General features: G+C 70.5%; 19 protein-coding genes. 2 read left to right on the forward strand and 17 right to left on the reverse strand.

Annotated features, from left to right (window positions below):
* Nucleotide 1: 1 nt before the first annotated feature.
* Nucleotides 2-370 (reverse strand): holo-ACP synthase, encoded by a 369-nt coding sequence (locus IE106_RS03110; RefSeq protein ID WP_189529663.1) that lies wholly within the window; start codon nt 368-370, stop codon nt 2-4.
* Nucleotides 367-2,214 (reverse strand): glutamine--fructose-6-phosphate transaminase (isomerizing), encoded by a 1,848-nt coding sequence (gene glmS, locus IE106_RS03115; RefSeq protein ID WP_189529664.1) that lies wholly within the window; start codon nt 2,212-2,214, stop codon nt 367-369. Before glmS ends, IE106_RS03110 begins: the two co-directional genes overlap by 4 nt.
* A gap of 166 nt (nt 2,215-2,380) precedes the next feature.
* Between glmS and coaA the strand changes: the two genes are divergently transcribed.
* Complete coding sequence (coaA, locus tag IE106_RS03120; protein WP_189529665.1) at nt 2,381-3,388, forward strand: type I pantothenate kinase; 1,008 nt, start codon at nt 2,381-2,383, stop codon at nt 3,386-3,388.
* Nucleotides 3,389-3,460: 72 nt separating this feature from the next.
* Here the strand turns inward: coaA and glmM are convergent, their stop codons facing one another.
* The 4 genes from glmM to IE106_RS03140 form a co-directional block, all read right to left on the reverse strand.
* Nucleotides 3,461-4,819: a phosphoglucosamine mutase gene (glmM, locus tag IE106_RS03125; protein WP_189529666.1), complete on the reverse strand. Its 1,359-nt coding sequence runs from the start codon at nt 4,817-4,819 to the stop codon at nt 3,461-3,463.
* Nucleotides 4,820-4,926: 107 nt separating this feature from the next.
* On the reverse strand, nt 4,927-5,445 hold the full coding sequence (gene rpsI, locus IE106_RS03130) for a 30S ribosomal protein S9 (RefSeq protein ID WP_189529667.1): 519 nt from the start codon (nt 5,443-5,445) through the stop codon (nt 4,927-4,929).
* Nucleotides 5,446-5,486: 41 nt separating this feature from the next.
* On the reverse strand, nt 5,487-5,930 hold the full coding sequence (gene rplM / locus IE106_RS03135) for a 50S ribosomal protein L13 (protein ID WP_023587008.1): 444 nt from the start codon (nt 5,928-5,930) through the stop codon (nt 5,487-5,489).
* Nucleotides 5,931-6,449: 519 nt separating this feature from the next.
* The gene (locus IE106_RS03140) at nt 6,450-8,072 is read right to left on the reverse strand and encodes an ABC-F family ATP-binding cassette domain-containing protein (protein ID WP_189529668.1); all 1,623 of its coding nucleotides are present in this window, start codon (nt 8,070-8,072) and stop codon (nt 6,450-6,452) included.
* Nucleotides 8,073-8,128: 56 nt separating this feature from the next.
* On the opposite strand from IE106_RS03140, the gene IE106_RS03145 reads away from it, so the two are divergent.
* The gene (locus tag IE106_RS03145; protein WP_189529669.1) at nt 8,129-9,148 is read left to right on the forward strand and encodes a hypothetical protein; all 1,020 of its coding nucleotides are present in this window, start codon (nt 8,129-8,131) and stop codon (nt 9,146-9,148) included.
* Here IE106_RS03145 and truA read toward each other — a convergent pair.
* The 11 genes from truA to rplO all read right to left on the reverse strand — a co-directional run bounded on the left by truA (nt 9,113) and on the right by rplO (nt 17,494).
* Entirely contained in the window at nt 9,113-9,976 is an 864-nt protein-coding gene (gene truA, locus IE106_RS03150; RefSeq protein WP_189529670.1) for a tRNA pseudouridine(38-40) synthase TruA, read from the reverse strand. The two genes, IE106_RS03145 and truA, sit on opposite strands and share 36 nt — an antisense overlap.
* 91 nt (nt 9,977-10,067) lie before the next feature.
* The gene (gene rplQ, locus IE106_RS03155) at nt 10,068-10,544 is read right to left on the reverse strand and encodes a 50S ribosomal protein L17 (protein WP_189529671.1); all 477 of its coding nucleotides are present in this window, start codon (nt 10,542-10,544) and stop codon (nt 10,068-10,070) included.
* Between the two features lie 80 nt (nt 10,545-10,624).
* Entirely contained in the window at nt 10,625-11,647 is a 1,023-nt protein-coding gene (locus IE106_RS03160; RefSeq protein WP_003956430.1) for a DNA-directed RNA polymerase subunit alpha, read from the reverse strand.
* Between the two features lie 123 nt (nt 11,648-11,770).
* A complete protein-coding gene (rpsK, locus tag IE106_RS03165; protein WP_003956432.1) occupies nt 11,771-12,175 on the reverse strand; it encodes a 30S ribosomal protein S11 in 405 nt (134 codons plus the stop codon).
* Nucleotides 12,176-12,240: 65 nt separating this feature from the next.
* Nucleotides 12,241-12,621 carry a 30S ribosomal protein S13 gene (gene rpsM / locus IE106_RS03170; protein ID WP_189529672.1) on the reverse strand — a complete coding sequence of 127 codons (381 nt, stop codon included), beginning with the start codon at nt 12,619-12,621 and terminating at the stop codon, nt 12,241-12,243.
* 190 nt (nt 12,622-12,811) lie between these two features.
* Nucleotides 12,812-12,925 (reverse strand): 50S ribosomal protein L36, encoded by a 114-nt coding sequence (gene rpmJ / locus IE106_RS03175; protein ID WP_003956441.1) that lies wholly within the window; start codon nt 12,923-12,925, stop codon nt 12,812-12,814.
* A gap of 58 nt (nt 12,926-12,983) precedes the next feature.
* Nucleotides 12,984-13,205: a translation initiation factor IF-1 gene (infA, locus tag IE106_RS03180; RefSeq protein WP_003956442.1), complete on the reverse strand. Its 222-nt coding sequence runs from the start codon at nt 13,203-13,205 to the stop codon at nt 12,984-12,986.
* Nucleotides 13,206-13,439: 234 nt separating this feature from the next.
* Nucleotides 13,440-14,276, reverse strand: a complete 837-nt coding sequence (gene map / locus IE106_RS03185; RefSeq protein ID WP_189529673.1) for a type I methionyl aminopeptidase — start codon at nt 14,274-14,276, stop codon at nt 13,440-13,442.
* Nucleotides 14,277-14,472: 196 nt separating this feature from the next.
* Nucleotides 14,473-15,132 (reverse strand): adenylate kinase, encoded by a 660-nt coding sequence (locus IE106_RS03190; RefSeq protein ID WP_189529674.1) that lies wholly within the window; start codon nt 15,130-15,132, stop codon nt 14,473-14,475.
* Nucleotides 15,132-16,451: a preprotein translocase subunit SecY gene (gene secY, locus IE106_RS03195; protein ID WP_189529675.1), complete on the reverse strand. Its 1,320-nt coding sequence runs from the start codon at nt 16,449-16,451 to the stop codon at nt 15,132-15,134. Before secY ends, IE106_RS03190 begins: the two co-directional genes overlap by 1 nt.
* 587 nt (nt 16,452-17,038) lie before the next feature.
* Nucleotides 17,039-17,494: a 50S ribosomal protein L15 gene (gene rplO, locus IE106_RS03200; protein WP_010473935.1), complete on the reverse strand. Its 456-nt coding sequence runs from the start codon at nt 17,492-17,494 to the stop codon at nt 17,039-17,041.
* Between the last annotated feature and the right edge of the window lie 2 nt (nt 17,495-17,496).

Raw genomic sequence — 17,496 nt, forward strand, 5'->3', positions numbered from 1 at the left:
CTCAACCCTCGGCGATCACCACGGCGGACGCCACCCCCGCGTCGTGACTGAGCGACACGTGCCAGTGCCGCACGCCCAGTTCCGCGGCGCGTGCGGCGACCGTGCCGCGCACCCGCAGCCGCGGCTGCCCGCTCTCCTCCACGTACACCTCCGCGTCCGTCCAGTGCAGCCCGGACGGCGCGCCGAGCGCCTTGGCGACGGCCTCCTTCGCGGCGAACCGCGCGGCGAGCGAGGCGACCCCCCGCCGCTCGCCGCTCGGGAGGTACAGCTCCCGCTCCAGGAACAGCCGCCGCGCCAGCGGCGGAGTGCGTTCCAGCGCCTCGGCGAACCGGTCGATCTCGGCGACGTCGATCCCCACCCCGATGATCATTCGACGGTGACCGACTTGGCGAGGTTGCGCGGCTGGTCGACCTCGTTGCCGCGGGCGGTGGCGAGCTCGCAGGCGAAGACCTGCAGCGGCACGGTGGACACGAGCGGCTGCAGGAGCGTCGGCGTGACGGGGACGCGGATCAGGTGGTCCGCGTACGGGACGACGGCCTCGTCCCCCTCCTCCGCGATGACGATCGTCCTGGCTCCCCGCGCCCGGATCTCCTGGATGTTCGACACGATCTTGCCGTGCAGGACGGACCGCCCGCGCGGCGACGGCACGACCACGACGACCGGCAGGCCCTCCTCGACGAGCGCGATCGGCCCGTGCTTCAGCTCGCCGGCGGCGAACCCCTCGGCGTGCATGTACGCCAGCTCCTTGAGTTTCAGCGCGCCCTCCAGCGCCACGGGGTGGCCGACGTGCCGGCCGAGGAACAGCACCGTGTCGTGGCCGGCGAGGGACCGGGCCAGCTCCCGCACGGGCTCCATGGTCTCCAGGACCCGCTCCACGTCCTCCGCGATCCGCGCGAGGTCCCGGATGACGGCGCGGATCTCGTCGCCCCACTTGGTGCCGCGCACCTGCCCCAGGTACAGCGCGACGAGGTAGCAGGCGACGAGCTGGGTCAGGAACGCCTTGGTGGACGCGACGGCGACCTCGGGCCCGGCGTGCGTGTAGAGCACGGCGTCGGACTCGCGGGGGATGGTGGAGCCGTTGGTGTTGCAGATGGCCAGGACGCGGGCGCCCTGCTCGCGGGCGTGCCGCAGCGCCATGAGGGTGTCCATGGTCTCGCCGGACTGGGAGATCGCGACGACCAGCGTCCGCTGGTCGAGGATCGGGTCCCGGTAGCGGAACTCGCTGGCCAGCTCGACCTCGCAGGGGATGCGGGTCCAGTGCTCGATGGCGTACTTGGCGATGAGCCCCGCGTGGAAGGCGGTGCCGCACGCCACGATGACCACCTTGGTGGCCTCCCGCAGCACGGAGACGGGGATGCGCACCTCGTCGAGCGTCAGCGACCCCTCGGCGTCGATCCGGCCGAGCAGCGTGTCCGCGACGGCCTTGGGCTGCTCGGCGATCTCCTTGAGCATGAAGGAGGCGTAGCCGCCCTTCTCGGCGGCGGACGCGTCCCAGTCCACGTGGTACGCGTGCACCTCGGCGGGCGCGCCGTGGAAGTCGGTGACGACGGCGCCGTCCCTGCGCAGTTCGACGACCTGGTCCTGGCCCAGTTCGATCGCGGAACGGGTGTGGTCGATGAACGCGGCGACGTCGGACGCGAGGAACGCCTCGCCCTCCCCGACACCGACGACCAGCGGCGAGTTGCGGCGGGCGCCGACGACGACGTCCGGTTCGTCGGCGTGGACGGCGACCAGGGTGAACGCCCCCTCCAGGCGCCGGCACACCTGCCGCATCGCCTCGGCGAGGTCGGCGGTGGACGAGTGGGCCTCGGCGAGGAGGTGCGCGACGACCTCGGTGTCGGTGTCGGAGGCGAGGGCGTGGCCGCGGTCGGCGAGTTCGGCCCGCAGGGTGGCGAAGTTCTCGATGATGCCGTTGTGGACGACGGCGACGCGGCCCGCGTTGTCGAGGTGCGGGTGCGCGTTGGCGTCGGTCGGGCCGCCGTGGGTGGCCCACCGGGTGTGCCCGATCCCGGTGGAGCCGCTCGGCAGGGGCCGGGTGGCCAGCTCCTTGTCCAGGTTGACGAGCTTGCCCGCCCTCTTGGCGGCGGCGAGCCCGCCGTCGGCGAGCACGGCGACCCCGGCCGAGTCGTAGCCCCGGTACTCCAGCCGCTTCAGCCCCGCGATGACGACATCAAGCGCCGACCGTCCGCCGACGTATCCCACGATTCCGCACATGGACGGCAGCCTAGACCCGCACCCCGGCGGGATCGCCGCGCACCGGCCCGCCCGGCGCGACTCCGACCCGACCGGCGGGCACGGGCCGCCCCGCGCCGGTGCCCGGCGCCACCCACGTGACCGAGCACACCCCCCACGGCCGCCCCGTACGACCGACAATGGCCCTGTGATCACTTCGCCGCCACGAAGCAGCACACCCCCGTCCGGCACCTCCCCGGGCGCGTCCCGGCGTGCCGAGTCGACGCCGTACGTCGACCTGACCCGGGCCGAGTGGAGCGCGCTGCGGGACAAGACGCCGCTGCCGCTCACCGCCGACGAGGTGGAGCGGCTGCGCGGCCTCGGCGACGTCATCGACCTGGACGAGGTCCGCGACATCTACCTGCCGCTCTCCCGGCTCCTCAACCTCTACGTGGGCGCCTCCGCGAACCTGCGCGGGGCGCTCAACACGTTCCTCGGCGAGAAGGGCGCCCAGCGCGGCACCCCGTTCGTCATAGGCGTCGCCGGGTCCGTCGCCGTCGGCAAGTCGACCGTGGCCCGCCTCCTCCAGGCGCTCCTGGCCCGCTGGCCCGAGCACCCGCGCGTCGAGCTGGTCACGACGGACGGGTTCCTGCTGCCGATGAAGGAGCTCAAGGCGCGCGGCCTGATGTCCCGCAAGGGCTTCCCCGAGTCGTACGACCGGCGGGCGCTCACCCGGTTCGTCGCGGACATCAAGGCCGGCAAGGACGAGGTCACCGCGCCCGTCTACTCGCACCTGATCTACGACATCGTGCCCGGTCAGCGCCTCACGGTGCGCCGCCCGGACATCCTCATCGTCGAGGGCCTCAACGTCCTCCAGCCGGCCCTGCCCGGCAAGGACGGCCGCACCCGCGTGGGCCTCGCCGACTACTTCGACTTCTCCGTGTACGTGGACGCCCGGCCCGAGGACATCGAGCGCTGGTACCTGAGCCGCTTCCGCAAGCTGCGCGAGACCGCGTTCCAGGACCCCTCCTCGTACTTCCGCAAGTACACGCAGGTCAGCGAGGAGGAGGCGCTGGACTACGCCCGCACGATGTGGCGCACGATCAACAAGGTCAACCTCCTGGAGAACGTCGCCCCCACCCGCGGCCGCGCCAACCTCGTCGTCCGCAAGAGCGCCGACCACAAGGTCCAGCGGCTCTCCCTGCGCAAGCTCTGAGGCCGGTACGGCGAACGACGAGCGCCCCGCGCGGTCCGTGGACCGTGCGGGGCGCTCGTCGTGGACGGGGGGTCAGCCCAGCGTCGCCTTGACCACGTCCGCCAGCTGGCCCGCCACCGACCGGGCCTGCTCGATGTCCGCGGCCTCGACCATGACGCGGACGAGGGGCTCCGTGCCGGAGGGGCGCAGCAGGACGCGGCCGGTGGCGCCCAGCGCCCGCTCGGCGTCCGCGACGGCGATGCCCAGCTCGGCGGAGGTCTGCACGCGGCTCTTGTCGACGTCCTTGACGTTGATCAGGACCTGCGGGAGCCGCTCCATCACGCCGGCCAGGTCGGCCAGCCGCCGCCCGGTCGCCGCGACGCGCGCCGCCAGCAGCAGACCGGTCAGGGTGCCGTCGCCGGTCGTGGCGTGGTCCAGGACGATGACGTGCCCGGACTGCTCGCCGCCCAGCGCGTAGCCCTGCTCCTTCATCTCCTCCAGCACGTAGCGGTCGCCGACCGCGGTCTGGACGAGGCGCAGGCCCTCGCGCTCCATGGCGAGCTTGAAGCCCAGGTTGGACATGACCGTCGCGACGACGGCGTCGCCGCGCAGCGTGCCCGCCTCGCGCATGGCGAGGGCGAGGACGGCGAGGATCTGGTCGCCGTCGACCTCGGTACCGGTGTGGTCCACGGCCAGGCAGCGGTCGGCGTCGCCGTCGTGGGCGACGCCCAGGTCGGCCCCGTGTTCGAGGACGGCGGCCTTCAGCATGTCGAGGTGCGTGGAGCCGCAGCCGTCGTTGATGTTGAGGCCGTCCGGGGAGGCGCCGATGGTGACGACCTCGGCCCCGGCCCGCGTGAACGCGTCGGGTGAGACGTGGGACGCGGCGCCGTGCGCCTCGTCGAGGACGACCTTCAGGCCGTCGAGCCGGTTGGGGAGGACGGACAGCAGGTGGGCGACGTAGTCGTCGGCGCCCTGGTCGTAGTCCTTGACGCGGCCCACGCCGGCGCCGGTGGGCCGGTCCCACGGCTCGCCGGTGCGGTGCTGCCGGTACACCGACTCGATGCGGTCCTCCAGCTCGTCCGCGAGCTTGTGGCCGCCGCGCGCGAAGAACTTGATGCCGTTGTCCGGCATGGCGTTGTGGGAGGCGGACAGCATCACGCCGAGGTCGGCGCCGAGGGACCCGGTCAGGTACGCGACGGCGGGCGTCGGCAGGACGCCCACGCGGAGCACGTCGACACCGGCGCTGGCGAGGCCCGCCACGACGGCGGCCTCCAGGAACTCTCCCGACGCGCGCGGGTCCCGCCCGACCACCGCGGTGGGCCGGTGCCCCTCGAAGGTCCCCGCCTCGGCGAGCACGTGGGCCGCCGCCACGGACAGGCCGAGCGCGAGCTCCGCCGTCAGATCCGCATTGGCGACACCGCGCACGCCGTCCGTGCCGAAGAGTCGTCCCACAATCGTCCTCCGAAAGACTTACCGATAGACCAAGGAGAAACGTACGCCCCGGCGGCACGGGAGTGCCGCCGGGGCGTACGTACGAGCAGACCGAGCAGGCGCGGTGATTAGCGCTTGCTGTACTGCGGCGCCTTGCGGGCCTTCTTCAGACCGGCCTTCTTCCGCTCGACCGCGCGGTCGTCGCGGCTCAGGAAGCCGGCCTTCTTCAGCGGGGCGCGGTTGTTGTCCACGTCCGCCTCGTTCAGGGCGCGGGCCACGCCGAGGCGCAGGGCGCCGGCCTGGCCGGAGACGCCGCCACCCGCGATGCGGGCGATGACGTCGTAGCGGCCCTCGAGCTCGAGCACCTTGAAGGGCTCGTTGACTTCCTGCTGGTGCACCTTGTTCGGGAAGTAGTCCTCGAGGGTGCGACCGTTGATCTTCCACTTGCCGGTGCCCGGGACGATCCGGACGCGGGCGATGGCGTTCTTGCGGCGGCCCAGGCCGGCGGCCGGCTGCGGCTCGCCGAAGCGGGAGGCCAGGGACTCCGAGGTGTACTCGCCCTCGACGGGGACCTCGGACTCGAAGGTGGTGACCTCGGCGTAGGTCTCCTCGCCCTCGATGGGGTTCTCAACAGTGGTCTCGGCCACGATGCTCCTCAGATTCTTTTCGTCTTAGGGGGTGGCCGGACTTACTGCGCGACCTGGGTGATCTCGAACGGAACCGGCTGCTGGGCAGCGTGCGGGTGGTTCTCGCCCGCGTAGACCTTCAGCTTCGAGAGCATCTGACGGCCGAGGGAGTTCTTGGGGAGCATGCCCTTGACGGCCTTCTCCACGGCCTTCTCGGGGTTGTTCGCGAGAAGGTCGTCGTAGCGGACCGAACGCAGACCACCCGGGTAGCCGGAGTGGCGGTAGGCCATCTTCTGGGTCCGCTTGTTGCCGGACAGGTGCACCTTGTCGGCGTTGATGATGATGACGAAGTCACCAGCGTCGACGTGCGGCGCGTAGATCGGCTTGTGCTTGCCCCGGAGGAGCGTGGCGGCGGTGGTGGCCAGGCGACCCAGGACGACGTCCTGGGCGTCAATGACGTGCCACTGGCGAGTGACATCGCCGGGCTTGGGGCTGTACGTACGCACGGTCGTAGCCTTCGCTTCTTCAGTGAGTGGGTCCTGTCAAGGCCACCACGGACGATCACGACAGCCATGACCACACGTCGGTGACGCAAACCGAGTGCAGGTCGCTGGTCATCGGCCCGGTGGACCGGCGTAACGGCCTCTCACGTGAGATCGAGCAAGCCAGTACGCATAACAAACCAGAAGAATACGCGGCGTCCCCCACCCGGGTCAAAATGACTCCCCGCACCACCCCGCTCCCGAAGGACATACCCCCCGGAAACCACCCGCCGAACCACCGGCGCCGACCCGACCCGACCGGCCTTCTCGTGGATCCGGGAGGGCCGCGCTATGTGCGGGGTCGGGTCGATGGGAGGGGGGAGGGCGTCCCCCTGTAGCGCTCGTGGAGCCGAAGGGGCGCGCGGGTGTCGAGGCGGTGATCGCGCGCAGCGCCCCGAGGTACGAGGGGCCGAGCACGTTCACCGCCTCGACACCCGCTCACAGCGCCCCGGAGGCGGAACGAGCCCAAAAAACAGCCCCCCCCTACCTCCTCCGCTCCACCCGTCGCTCGTCCCACACCGGTTCCGCCGTCTCCCGTACGACGCCGTCCGACCCGAAGACCAGGTACCGGTCGAAGGACCGCGCGAACCACCGGTCGTGCGTCACGGCCAGCACCGTGCCCTCGTACGCCTCGAGACCGGTCTGGAGGGCTTCCGCGGACTCCAGGTCCAGGTTGTCCGTCGGCTCGTCCAGCAGCAGCGCCGTGGCTCCCGACAGTTCCAGGAGCAGGATCTGGAACCGTGCCTGCTGTCCGCCCGAGAGCCGCCCGAACGACTGGTCGCCCTGCTTCTCCAGCTCGTACCGCCGCAGTACCGACATCGCGCCGCCCCGGTCCTTGGCGTGCTCGGTCCACAGGATGTCGACGAGTGTCCGCCCCTCCAGTTCGGGGTGGGCGTGGGTCTGTGCGAAGTGGCCGGGCACGACCCGCGCGCCCAGTTTCCACGCGCCGGTGTGCGCGACCGACGGGTCGCCCGCCAGGAGCCGCAGGAAGTGCGACTTCCCGGACCCGTTCGACCCGAGGACGGCGACCCGTTCGCCGTAGAAGACCTCCAGGTCGAACGGGCTCATCAGCCCGGTCAGCTCCAGTCCCCGGCACTCGACCGCCCGCACTCCGGTCCGGCCGCCCCGCAGCCTCATCCGGATGTCCTGCTCGCGCGGTGGTTCCGGCGGCGGTCCGGCCTCCTCGAACTTCCGCAGCCGGGTCTGCGCGGCCTGGTAGCGGGAGGCCAGCCCGTCGTTGTACGCGGCCTTGTTCTTCAACGTGTTGACCAGTTGCTTGAGCTGGGCGTGCTTCTCCTCCCAGCGCCGCAGGAGCTCCTCGAACCGCGCGAACCGCTCCCGACGGGCCTGGTGGAAGGTCGCGAAGCCGTCTCCGTGCACCCACACGTCCGATCCGGCCGGGCCCGGCTCCACGGCGACGATCTTCTGCGCGGCCCGTGCCAGCAGCTCCCGGTCGTGCGACACGAACAGCACGGTCTTGCGGGTCTCGCCGAGCCGTTCCTCCAGCCACCGCTTGCCCGGTACGTCGAGGTAGTTGTCCGGCTCGTCGAGCAGCAGCACCTCCTCGGGGCCGCGCAGCAGCGCCTCCAGCACCAGCCGCTTCTGCTCCCCGCCGCTGAGGGTGCGCACCTGGCGGAACTGCGCCCGCTCGTAGGGGACGCCCAGCGCCGCCGTGGTGCACACGTCCCACAGCGTCTCCGCCTCGTAGCCGCGCGCCTCCGCCCAGTCGCTGAGCGCCTGCGCGTACCGCATCTGCGCGGCCTCGTCGTCGACCGTCATGATCAGGTGCTCGGCCTCGTCGACCGCGGCCGCGGCCTCCCTGATCCGCCTCGGCGCCACCGACACGAGCAGGTCGCGCACGGTGCGGTCGTCCCGTACGGACCCCACGAACTGCGGCATCACCCCGAGTCCGCCGCTCACCGTGACCGTCCCGCCGTGCGGCTGCGCCTCCCCCGCGATCAGTCTCAGCAGTGTCGTCTTGCCCGCGCCGTTCGGTCCGACGAGCGCGACCACGGCGCCTTCCCCGACCCGGAACGACACATCACCGAGCAGGGCCCGCCCGTCCGGCAGGAAGTACTCGAGATGCGCGACCTCCACATGTCCCATGGACCGCATTCTGGTCGCCGACCGGGCCCTGGCCCAACCGGATTAGGATGCGCGGCATGAGCTTTGGGGGACCGCAGTGGCCGCAGGAGCCGCACCAGCCGGGCAGCAGCTCCGGCCACGACCCGTACGGGGGGCAGCAGTACCCGGGGGGCGCGCCGCAGGGCACGCCGTACGACCAGGGCCGGACGCCCTACGGGCAGCAGCAGCCGTACGGGCAGCAGCCGGCCTCCCCGTTCGGCGACCGGGACGACGGCACTCCGGACTGGAGCGCGCTGGCGGAGGCGTCCGAGGCGCGGCAGCGCCGTAGGCGCTGGCTCGTCGCGGGCGGCGGCGTCCTCGCCACGGCCGTCGTGGCCACCCTCGTCGCCGTGGCGGTGGTCACCACCAACGGCGACGCCCCGAACGACCGGGCCGGCGGCGCCACCGGCGACTCCGCCACGGCCCTCCCCGACGGCGCCGAGCTGCCGACCGGCGGGACCGGCCCGCAGCCGTCGTTCTCCTCCGTCGCCCCGCCGCCCCCGCCGGACCCCATGGACTTCCTGGCCACCGCCGCCAAGGACAAGGCCCCGCTGAGCGCGGAGAGCCTGTTCCCCGGCAGGAAGCTCACCTTCGGCGACCGCGTCTACACCAAGGGCGCCACCAGCTCCACGACGGACTGCGCGTCCGTCGGCAAGGACGGTCTGGGTTCGGTCCTGCGGAAGCACGACTGCACCCGCGTCATCCGCGCCACGTACGTGCGGGACGGCGTCGCCGTCACGGTCGGCGTCGCCCTCTTCGCCGACCAGTCCCAGGCCCTCAAGGCGAAGCAGGACGCCCGCGGCGGCGTCACCCCGCTCGTCGGCGGCGGCGTCGGCGACTTCTGCCGCGCCACGGTCTGCCTGCGCCGCTCGAACGCGCTGGGCCGCTACGCGTACTTCACGCAGGCCGGCTTCACCAGCGGCAAGAAGGTCACCACGTCCGACACGGCCGTCTTCAAGACCAGCGACGACCTGGGCTCCTTCACCTTCAACCAGATCTACGCGCGCGGCCGCGCCCAGGCGTCAGCAGCAGCCACCGCGCCCGCCGGGGGGCAGTGACCGCTTGTTGCGGGCCTCCCGGCTGCGGGCGGCCAGCAGCTCGTCCGCCGGGTAGCCGACCTCCTCCAGGGTGAGCCCGTGGGGCCGTACGACGTGCACGGCGGAGTCCCGCACGCCGGCGGCCAGCACCTTCCCCGGCCAGTCCACGGGCCGGTGCCCGTCGCCGACGAAGAGCATCGCGCCGACGAGGGAGCGCACCATGTTGTGGCAGAACGCGTCGGCCCGCACGGTCGCCTCCAGCACGCCGCCGGGCAGCCGCTCCCAGCGCAGCTCCTGGAGGGTGCGGATGGTGGTGGCCCCGTCGCGCTTCTTGCAGTACGCGGCGAAGTCGTGCTCGCCCGTCAGCCGCTCGGCGGCGGCGTTCATGGCGTCCAGGTCGAGCGGCCAGTCGTGCCACAGGACGTGCCCGCGCAGCAGCGGGTCGACGCCGCCGGGGTTGTCGGTGACGCGGTACGCGTAGCGGCGCCAGATCGCGGAGAACCGCGCGTTGAAGCCGGCGGGCGCCTCCTCGACGCGCCAGATCCGCACGTCGTGCGCGAGCCGCCCGGCCAGCCGCCGCAGCAGCTTGTCGCGGTGCTCGGCCCACACCTCCTCGGGCAGGTCGACGTGGGCGACCTGGCCGCGGGCGTGCACCCCGGCGTCGGTGCGGCCGGCGACGGTCAGCTCGTACGTCCGCGTGGACCGCGTGACGGTACGCAGGGCGTCCTCGATCTCGCCCTGCACGGTGCGCCGCCCGCCGGCCTGCTTGGCCCACCCGTGGAAGTCCCTGCCGTCGTACGACAGGTCCAGCCTCACCCGTACGAACCCGGGCTCCACCTCATCGCTCACGCGAACGATCCTCTCAAACCTGGAACAACACGGGACGGGCCCGCCCCCCGTGGGGGGCGGACCCGTCCGTCAGCCGTGGCCGTCAGAACGCTCAGGCGTCCTTCGACTCCTCGGCCGGAGCCTCGGCGTCGTCGGCCTTCGTCTCCTCGGACTCCTTCACCGCGCGCTTGGTCGCGGCCTCGGCCTCGGCGACGGTCGCCTTCTTGGCGATCTCACCCTCGACCAGCTCGATGACCGCCATCGGGGCGTTGTCGCCACGACGGTTGCCGATCTTGGTGATGCGGGTGTAGCCACCCGGGCGCTCGGCGTAGCGCGGGGCGATCTCGGTGAAGAGCGTGTGGACGATGCCCTTGTCCGTGATCGTCTGCAGCACCAGGCGACGGTTGTGGATGTCGCCCTTCTTCGCCTTGGTGATCAGGCGCTCGGCGACCGGACGCAGGCGGCGGGCCTTGGCCTCGGTCGTGGTGATGCGGCCGTGCTCGAAGAGCGCCTTCGCGAGGTTCGCGAGGAGCAGCTTCTCGTGCGCGGCGCTGCCGCCCAGACGGGCACCCTTGGCGGGCTTCGGCATGGTGTTTCTCCTTGTGATCTGCACCGGCCGTACCAGGTACCGGTGTCAGGGCCCCGCGGGCGGATGCCCGCGGGCAGTTATCAGTACTGCTCGGTCTCGACGAAGCCCGCGTCCGCGTCGTCGTCGGCGCCGAAGGCGTCGGCGGCGGCGGTCGGGTCGAATCCGGGCGGGCTGTCCTTGAGGGCCAGGCCCATGCCGGCCAGCTTCGCCTTGACCTCGTCGATCGACTTCGCACCGAAGTTGCGGATGTCGAGCAGGTCGGCCTCGGAGCGGGCGACGAGCTCACCCACGGAGTGGATGCCCTCACGCTTGAGGCAGTTGTAGGAGCGGACCGTGAGCTCCAGCTCCTCGATCGGCAGCGCGAGGTCGGCGGCGAGGGCGGCGTCCGTCGGGGACGGGCCCATGTCGATGCCCTCGGCGTCGATGTTCAGCTCGCGGGCGAGGCCGAACAGCTCGACCAGGGTCTTGCCGGCGGACGCCATGGCGTCGCGCGGGCGCATGGCCTGCTTGGTCTCGACGTCGACGATGAGCTTGTCGAAGTCGGTGCGCTGCTCGACTCGGGTCGCCTCGACCTTGTAGGTGACCTTGAGGACCGGCGAGTAGATGGAGTCGACCGGGATGCGGCCGATCTCCTGGCCGACCTGCTTGTTCTGCACGGCGGAGACGTAGCCGCGACCGCGCTCGACGGTCAGCTCCATCTCCAGCTTGCCCTTGCCGTTGAGCGTGGCGAGCACCAGGTCGGGGTTGTGGACCTCGACACCGGCCGGCGGGGCGATGTCGGCGGCGGTCACGAGGCCCGGGCCCTGCTTGCGCAGGTACATGACGACGGGCTCGTCGTGCTCGCTGGACACGACCAGCTGCTTGATGTTGAGGATGAGGTCGGTGACGTCCTCCTTGACGCCCGGCACGGTGGTGAACTCGTGCAGGACACCGTCGATGCGGATGGACGTGACGGCCGCACCCGGGATCGAGGAGAGGAGCGTACGGCGGAGGCTGTTGCCGAGCGTGTAGCCGAAGCCCGGCTCCAGCGGCTCGATGACGAACCGCGAGCGGTACTCGTCGACAACTTCTTCGGTCAGCGAGGGACGCTGAGCGATCAGCATGGTCTTTGTCCTTCAGTCGTGGACGCCCGCTATTTGACGTCCTCGGATGGTGCAAGGGTACGGGCGGTACGCCCCCGAAGGGCCGTACCGCCCGGAAAACCTGCTACAGGCAGCAGCCGTGCGTCAGACGCGGCGGCGCTTGGGCGGGCGGCAGCCGTTGTGCGGGGTCGGCGTGACGTCCTGGATGGAGCCGACCTCGAGGCCGGTCGCCTGCAGGGAGCGGATCGCGGTCTCACGACCGGAGCCCGGGCCCTTGACGAAGACGTCGACCTTGCGCATGCCGTGCTCCTGCGCGCGGCGGGCGGCCGACTCGGCGGCCATCTGCGCGGCGAACGGAGTCGACTTGCGGGAGCCCTTGAAGCCGACGTGGCCGGCGGAGGCCCAGGAGATCACGTTGCCGGACGGGTCCGTGATCGAGACGATCGTGTTGTTGAACGTGCTCTTGATGTGCGCGTGGCCGTGAGCGACGTTCTTCTTTTCCTTGCGGCGCACCTTCTTGGCAGCGCCCTGACGTCCCTTGGGGGGCATCTCTTATCTCCTACGGGAGGTGGTCGGTCCTACAGCGAAGACCGTGGACAGTCGTCCGCTGCGGACTACTTCTTGCCCGGCTTCTTCTTACCGGCGATGGCGCGACGCGGGCCCTTGCGGGTGCGGGCGTTCGTGCTGGTGCGCTGACCGCGGACCGGCAGGCCACGGCGGTGACGCAGACCCTGGTACGTGCCGATCTCGACCTTGCGGCGGATGTCGGCCTGGATCTCGCGACGGAGGTCACCCTCGGTCTTGATGTTGCCGTCCACGTACTCGCGGATCTTGACCAGGTCCTCCTCGGACAGGTCACGAACGCGGGCGTTCGGGTTCACACCGGTGGCGGCGAGGGTCTCCTTCGCCAGGGTGCGGCCGATGCCGAAGACGTAGGTGAGTGCGACCTCCACGCGCTTGTCGCGCGGGATGTCAACACCGGAAACGCGTGCCATTCACTGGCTCCTGTGTGTTCGGGGGTCTTCCGCAATGCCGTTTCCTGGCCGCCGTACGAGGTACGGACCAGGTCCCCGGCCCCCGCCGGAGGTGTCGCCAGCCGGAACGGCCCGACGGGCACTGCGTATGTACGAATTACTTGCGTCGCGCGTGAACTGCGAGGTGCAGGTAGGTGTAGGTCGGCGTGCGTCAGCCCTGGCGCTGCTTGTGGCGCAGGTTGTCGCAGATGACCATGACCCGGCCGTGACGGCGGATCACCTTGCACTTGTCGCAGATCTTCTTGACGCTCGGCTTGACCTTCATGGGATGTGAGGTTCTCCGGGTCAGTGCCAGCACCCCGGCGAAGGGGCGCGGACAAGATCTACTTGTAGCGGTAGACGATCCGGCCACGCGTCAGGTCGTACGGAGAGAGCTCCACGACGACCCGGTCATCCGGGAGGATACGGATGTAGTGCATCCGCATCTTGCCGCTGATGTGCGCGAGGACCTTGTGACCGTTCTGGAGCTCCACCTTGAACATGGCGTTCGGCAGGGACTCGATCACGGTGCCCTCAATCTCGATGGCACCTTGCTTCTTGGCCACGCTTCGCCCTTCGAATCGGCTACCTTGATCGACTTTCGCTGCCGCGTGCGGGCACGCTGGTACACGAGAGCCGACGCATCAGTCTACGCGAGGCCCTACGAAAAGACGAATCCCCCAGCCTCCCCACCCCCCAAGATCCCTAAGCCCCGGCCGCCCGAGCGGTCTCGGGACCGTGTCGGACGGGGCCCGGGCGGGCGGGTCGGGGGGCGTCGGGCCGGGGGGCCGGGGCGGCCGTCAGGCCAGCGGGTCCGGGGCGGCCGTGACGCCCAGCTCGGCGAGCTTCGCGCGGCCGCCGTCCGGGGCCGTCAGCACCAGGGGGCCGGCCTCCGTCAGCGCCACCGAGTGCTCCCAGTGGGAGGACCACGTGCCGTCCGTCGTGATGACGGTCCAGTCGTCCTCCAGGACCTCCGTGCGCGGCGTGCCGAGGGACACCATCGGCTCGATCGCCAGGCAGAAGCCGGGCACCAGCTTCGGGCCCTTGCCGCGCTTGCGCGACACGTAGTTCAGCAGGTGCGGGTCCATGTGCATCTCGCTGCCGATGCCGTGGCCGCCGTAGTCCTCGACGATGCCGTACTTGCCGCCGCCCGGCTTCGGCTGCCGGCGGATGTACGTCTCGATGGCGCGGGAGATGTCCACCAGCCGGTTGCCGTTCCTCATCGCGGCGATGCCGGCCCACATCGACTCCTCGGTCACCCGCGACAGCTCGATCAGCTCCGGCGCGTGCCCGGACCCGACGAACGCCGTGTACGCCGCGTCGCCGTGCCAGCCGTCGACGATGGCGCCCGCGTCGATCGAGATGATGTCGCCGTCCTTCAGGACGACGTCGTCGCTCGGGATGCCGTGGACCACGACCTCGTTCACCGAGGTGCAGATCGTCGCCGGGAACCCGCCGTACCCGAGGAAGTTCGACTTCGCCCCGTGCTCGGCGATCACCTTCCGCGCCGCCTCGTCCAGGTCCTTGGTGGTGGCGCCGGGCACGGCCACCTCGCGCGTGGCCGCGTGGATGGCCGCGACGACCAGCCCCGCCTCGCGCATCTTCGCGATCTGCTCCGGGGTCTTGATCTGCACCATGACGGCAAACGCCTTTCTCGGACTTCTCGACGGTCGGGGGGAAGCTCTCGGTACAACGATACGGGCGGGCCCGCGCCAACGGCTTCGGCCGCGGCGCCCGGGAAGGGCGCCGCGGCCGAAGCGCGGAACGTGCGTGGCGTCCTCCCGGTCGGGCGGGGCCCGGTCCCCGGGGGGGGTGTCGCAGGTCGGCGGTGACCTACGCGGCGTGCTCGCCGCGGAGCGCCGCCATGGCCCGGTCGGTCACCTCGTCGACCTTGCCAAGCGCGGAGATCGTGACCACCAGGCCCTGGGCCCGGTAGTGGTCGATGATCGGCTCGGTCTGCGTGTGGTAGACCTCCAGCCGCGTGCGGACCGTGCCCTCGGAGTCGTCGTCACGCTGGTACAGCTCGCCGCCGCAGACGTCGCAGACGCCCTCCTGCTTCGGCGGGGAGTACGTCACGTGGAAGACGTGTGCGCTGTCGTTGCGGCAGATGCGGCGGCCCGCGATCCGCTTCACGACCTCGTCCTCGGGGACCTCCAGGTCCAGGACGGCGTCCAGCTTCATGTCCGCGGCCTCGAGCGTGGCGTCGAGCGCCTTCGCCTGGGCGACGTTGCGCGGGAAGCCGTCGAGCAGGAAGCCGTTCTCGGCGTCCGGCTGGTCCATGCGGTCCTTGGCCATCCCGATCGTGACCTCGTCGGGCACCAGGTTGCCGGCGTCCATGTACGCCTTGGCCTGCTTGCCCAGCTCCGTGCCCTGACTGATGTTTGCCCGGAACAGGTCACCCGTGGAGATGTGCGGAATCGACAGATTCCTGGCGAGGAACGCGGCCTGCGTCCCCTTGCCTGCTCCGGGTGGTCCGACGAGGACGATTCGCATCAGCGGAGGAACCCTTCGTAATTGCGCTGCTGGAGCTGGCTCTCGATCTGCTTCACGGTCTCCAGCCCCACACCCACGATGATGAGGATGCTCGTCCCGCCGAACGGGAAGTTGGCGTTCGCACCGCCGAAGCCCGCCAACGCCATCGTCGGCACAAGAGCGATCAGACCCAGGTACAGCGAGCCGGGCCAAGTGATCCGGTTGAGCACGTAGCTCAAGTACTCAGCAGTAGGTCGACCAGCCCGGATGCCCGGGATGAAGCCACCATACTTCTTCATGTTGTCGGCCACTTCCTCGGGGTTGAAGGAGATGGCGACGTAGAAGAAGGCGAAGAACACGATGAGGAAGAAGTAGATCACCGTGTGGATGGGCTTGCCGTCCACCAAATGCTGCTGAATCCACGCAGACCAACCCGAGGTGCTGTTGCCCGCGAACTGGACGATCAGGATCGGGATGTAGAGCAGCGACGAGGCGAAGATGACGGGAATCACACCCGCCTGGTTCACCTTGAGAGGGATGTACGTCGAGGTGCCGCCGTACGAGCGGCGACCGATCATGCGCTTCGCGTACTGGACCGGGATGCGGCGCTGGGCCTGCTCGACGAAGACCACCAGGGCGACCATCACGAAGCCGATCAGGATGACCGTGCCGAACTCGATCCAGCCCTTGGCGAGCTTGCCGCTCTCCTTGATGGCCCACAGGGAGCCGGGGAAGCCGGCGGCGATCGAGATGAACATCAGGATCGACATGCCGTTGCCGACGCCGCGGTCGGTGACCAGCTCACCGAGCCACATGACGAGGGCGGTGCCGGCGGTCATGGTGATGACCATGACGATGATGGTGAAGATCGACTGGTCCGGGACGATCTGGCTGGCGACGCTGCAGCCGCTGAACAGCGCACCGCTCTTGGCGGTGGCGACCAGGCCGGTGCCCTGCAGGATGGCCAGGGCGACGGTCAGGTAACGCGTGTACTGCGTGATCTTCGCCTGCCCGGACTGGCCCTCCTTCTTCAGGGCCTCGAGCCGCGGGATGACCACGGTCAGCAGCTGAAGGATGATGCTCGCCGTGATGTACGGCATGATGCCGAGCGCGAAGATGGTGATCTGCAGCAGGGCACCACCGCTGAACATGTCCATCAGGCCGAGCAGGTTGTTGTTGCCCTGCTGGGCCTGCTTGACACATTGCTGGACGTTCTCGTAGTTCACACCGGGAACGGGGATGTGCGCACCGAGCCGGTAGAGCACGATGATGCCGAACGTGAAGAGCAGCTTCTTACGCAGGTCGGGCGTCTTGAACGCCCGGGCGAACGCGGTGAGCACGGTGCCTCCTGCGACCCCCGAGCTAGCGCGTCAGAGGCGACGGGTTTGAAGAATCAGCGGTTACTTGGCAGGGCGGCGCTGTGCTGGCACAGGCCGCCCGAAGATTAATGGCGCCACCCTACCCGGCCATGCGGCACACGGGAAACATCTGTGACCTCCCACGCCCCGAACCCGGCAGCCGGAACCCCCGCTCCCACCCCCACGTTCACCCGCAAGCGGGACGAGTCCCCCACCCGGCCTGACGGCCGGGACCACCCGCGCGGGCCCCCCGGAACGGGACGCTCCGGCTCCGCACCCCGGGCGCGACGGGCGACGCCCCTCCCCCTCCGCTTCCCCGGTCCGGTACGGCGCCGGCCGGGGCGGGGGCGATCGGGACGGGACGGCCGAAGACGGGGCGATCGGGGCGGGACGGCCGGCGCGGGGCGCCGGGGGCGGGACGGCCGCAGCGGGCACGGAAGCCCCGTACGGCCCGGTACGGGGCGTACGGGGCCTCTGGGGCCCCAACTCGGGCGCTGGGCCCGGAACATGGGAAAGGCCTGGTGAAGCGCCCTGAGGCGCCTCACCAGGCCTTCACGTCAAGCCGAGGCTCAGACGAGCTCGGTGACCGTTCCGCCGGCGGCGGTGATCTTCTCCTTGGCGGAGCCGGAGACGGCGTCGACCGTCACCTGCAGCGCCACGGAGACCTCGCCCTGACCCAGCACCTTGACGAGCTGGTTCTTGCGAACCGCGCCCTTGGCGACCAGGTCGGCGACCGTCACCTCGCCACCCTCGGGGTAGAGGGAGGCGAGCTTGTCCAGGTTCACGACCTGGTACTCGGTCTTGAACGGGTTCTTGAAGCCCTTCAGCTTCGGGAGACGCATGTGGAGGGGCATCTGGCCACCCTCGAAGCGCTCCGGAACCTGGTAACGGGCCTTCGTGCCCTTGGTACCACGACCGGCCGTCTTACCCTTCGACGCCTCACCGCGACCCACACGGGTCTTCGCGGTCTTGGCGCCCGGGGCGGGACGGAGGTTGTGGATCTTGAGCGGGTTGTTCTCCGCCATGA

The organism is Streptomyces roseolilacinus (genome assembly GCF_014649335.1).
GTDB classification, from domain to species: domain Bacteria; phylum Actinomycetota; class Actinomycetes; order Streptomycetales; family Streptomycetaceae; genus Streptomyces; species Streptomyces roseolilacinus.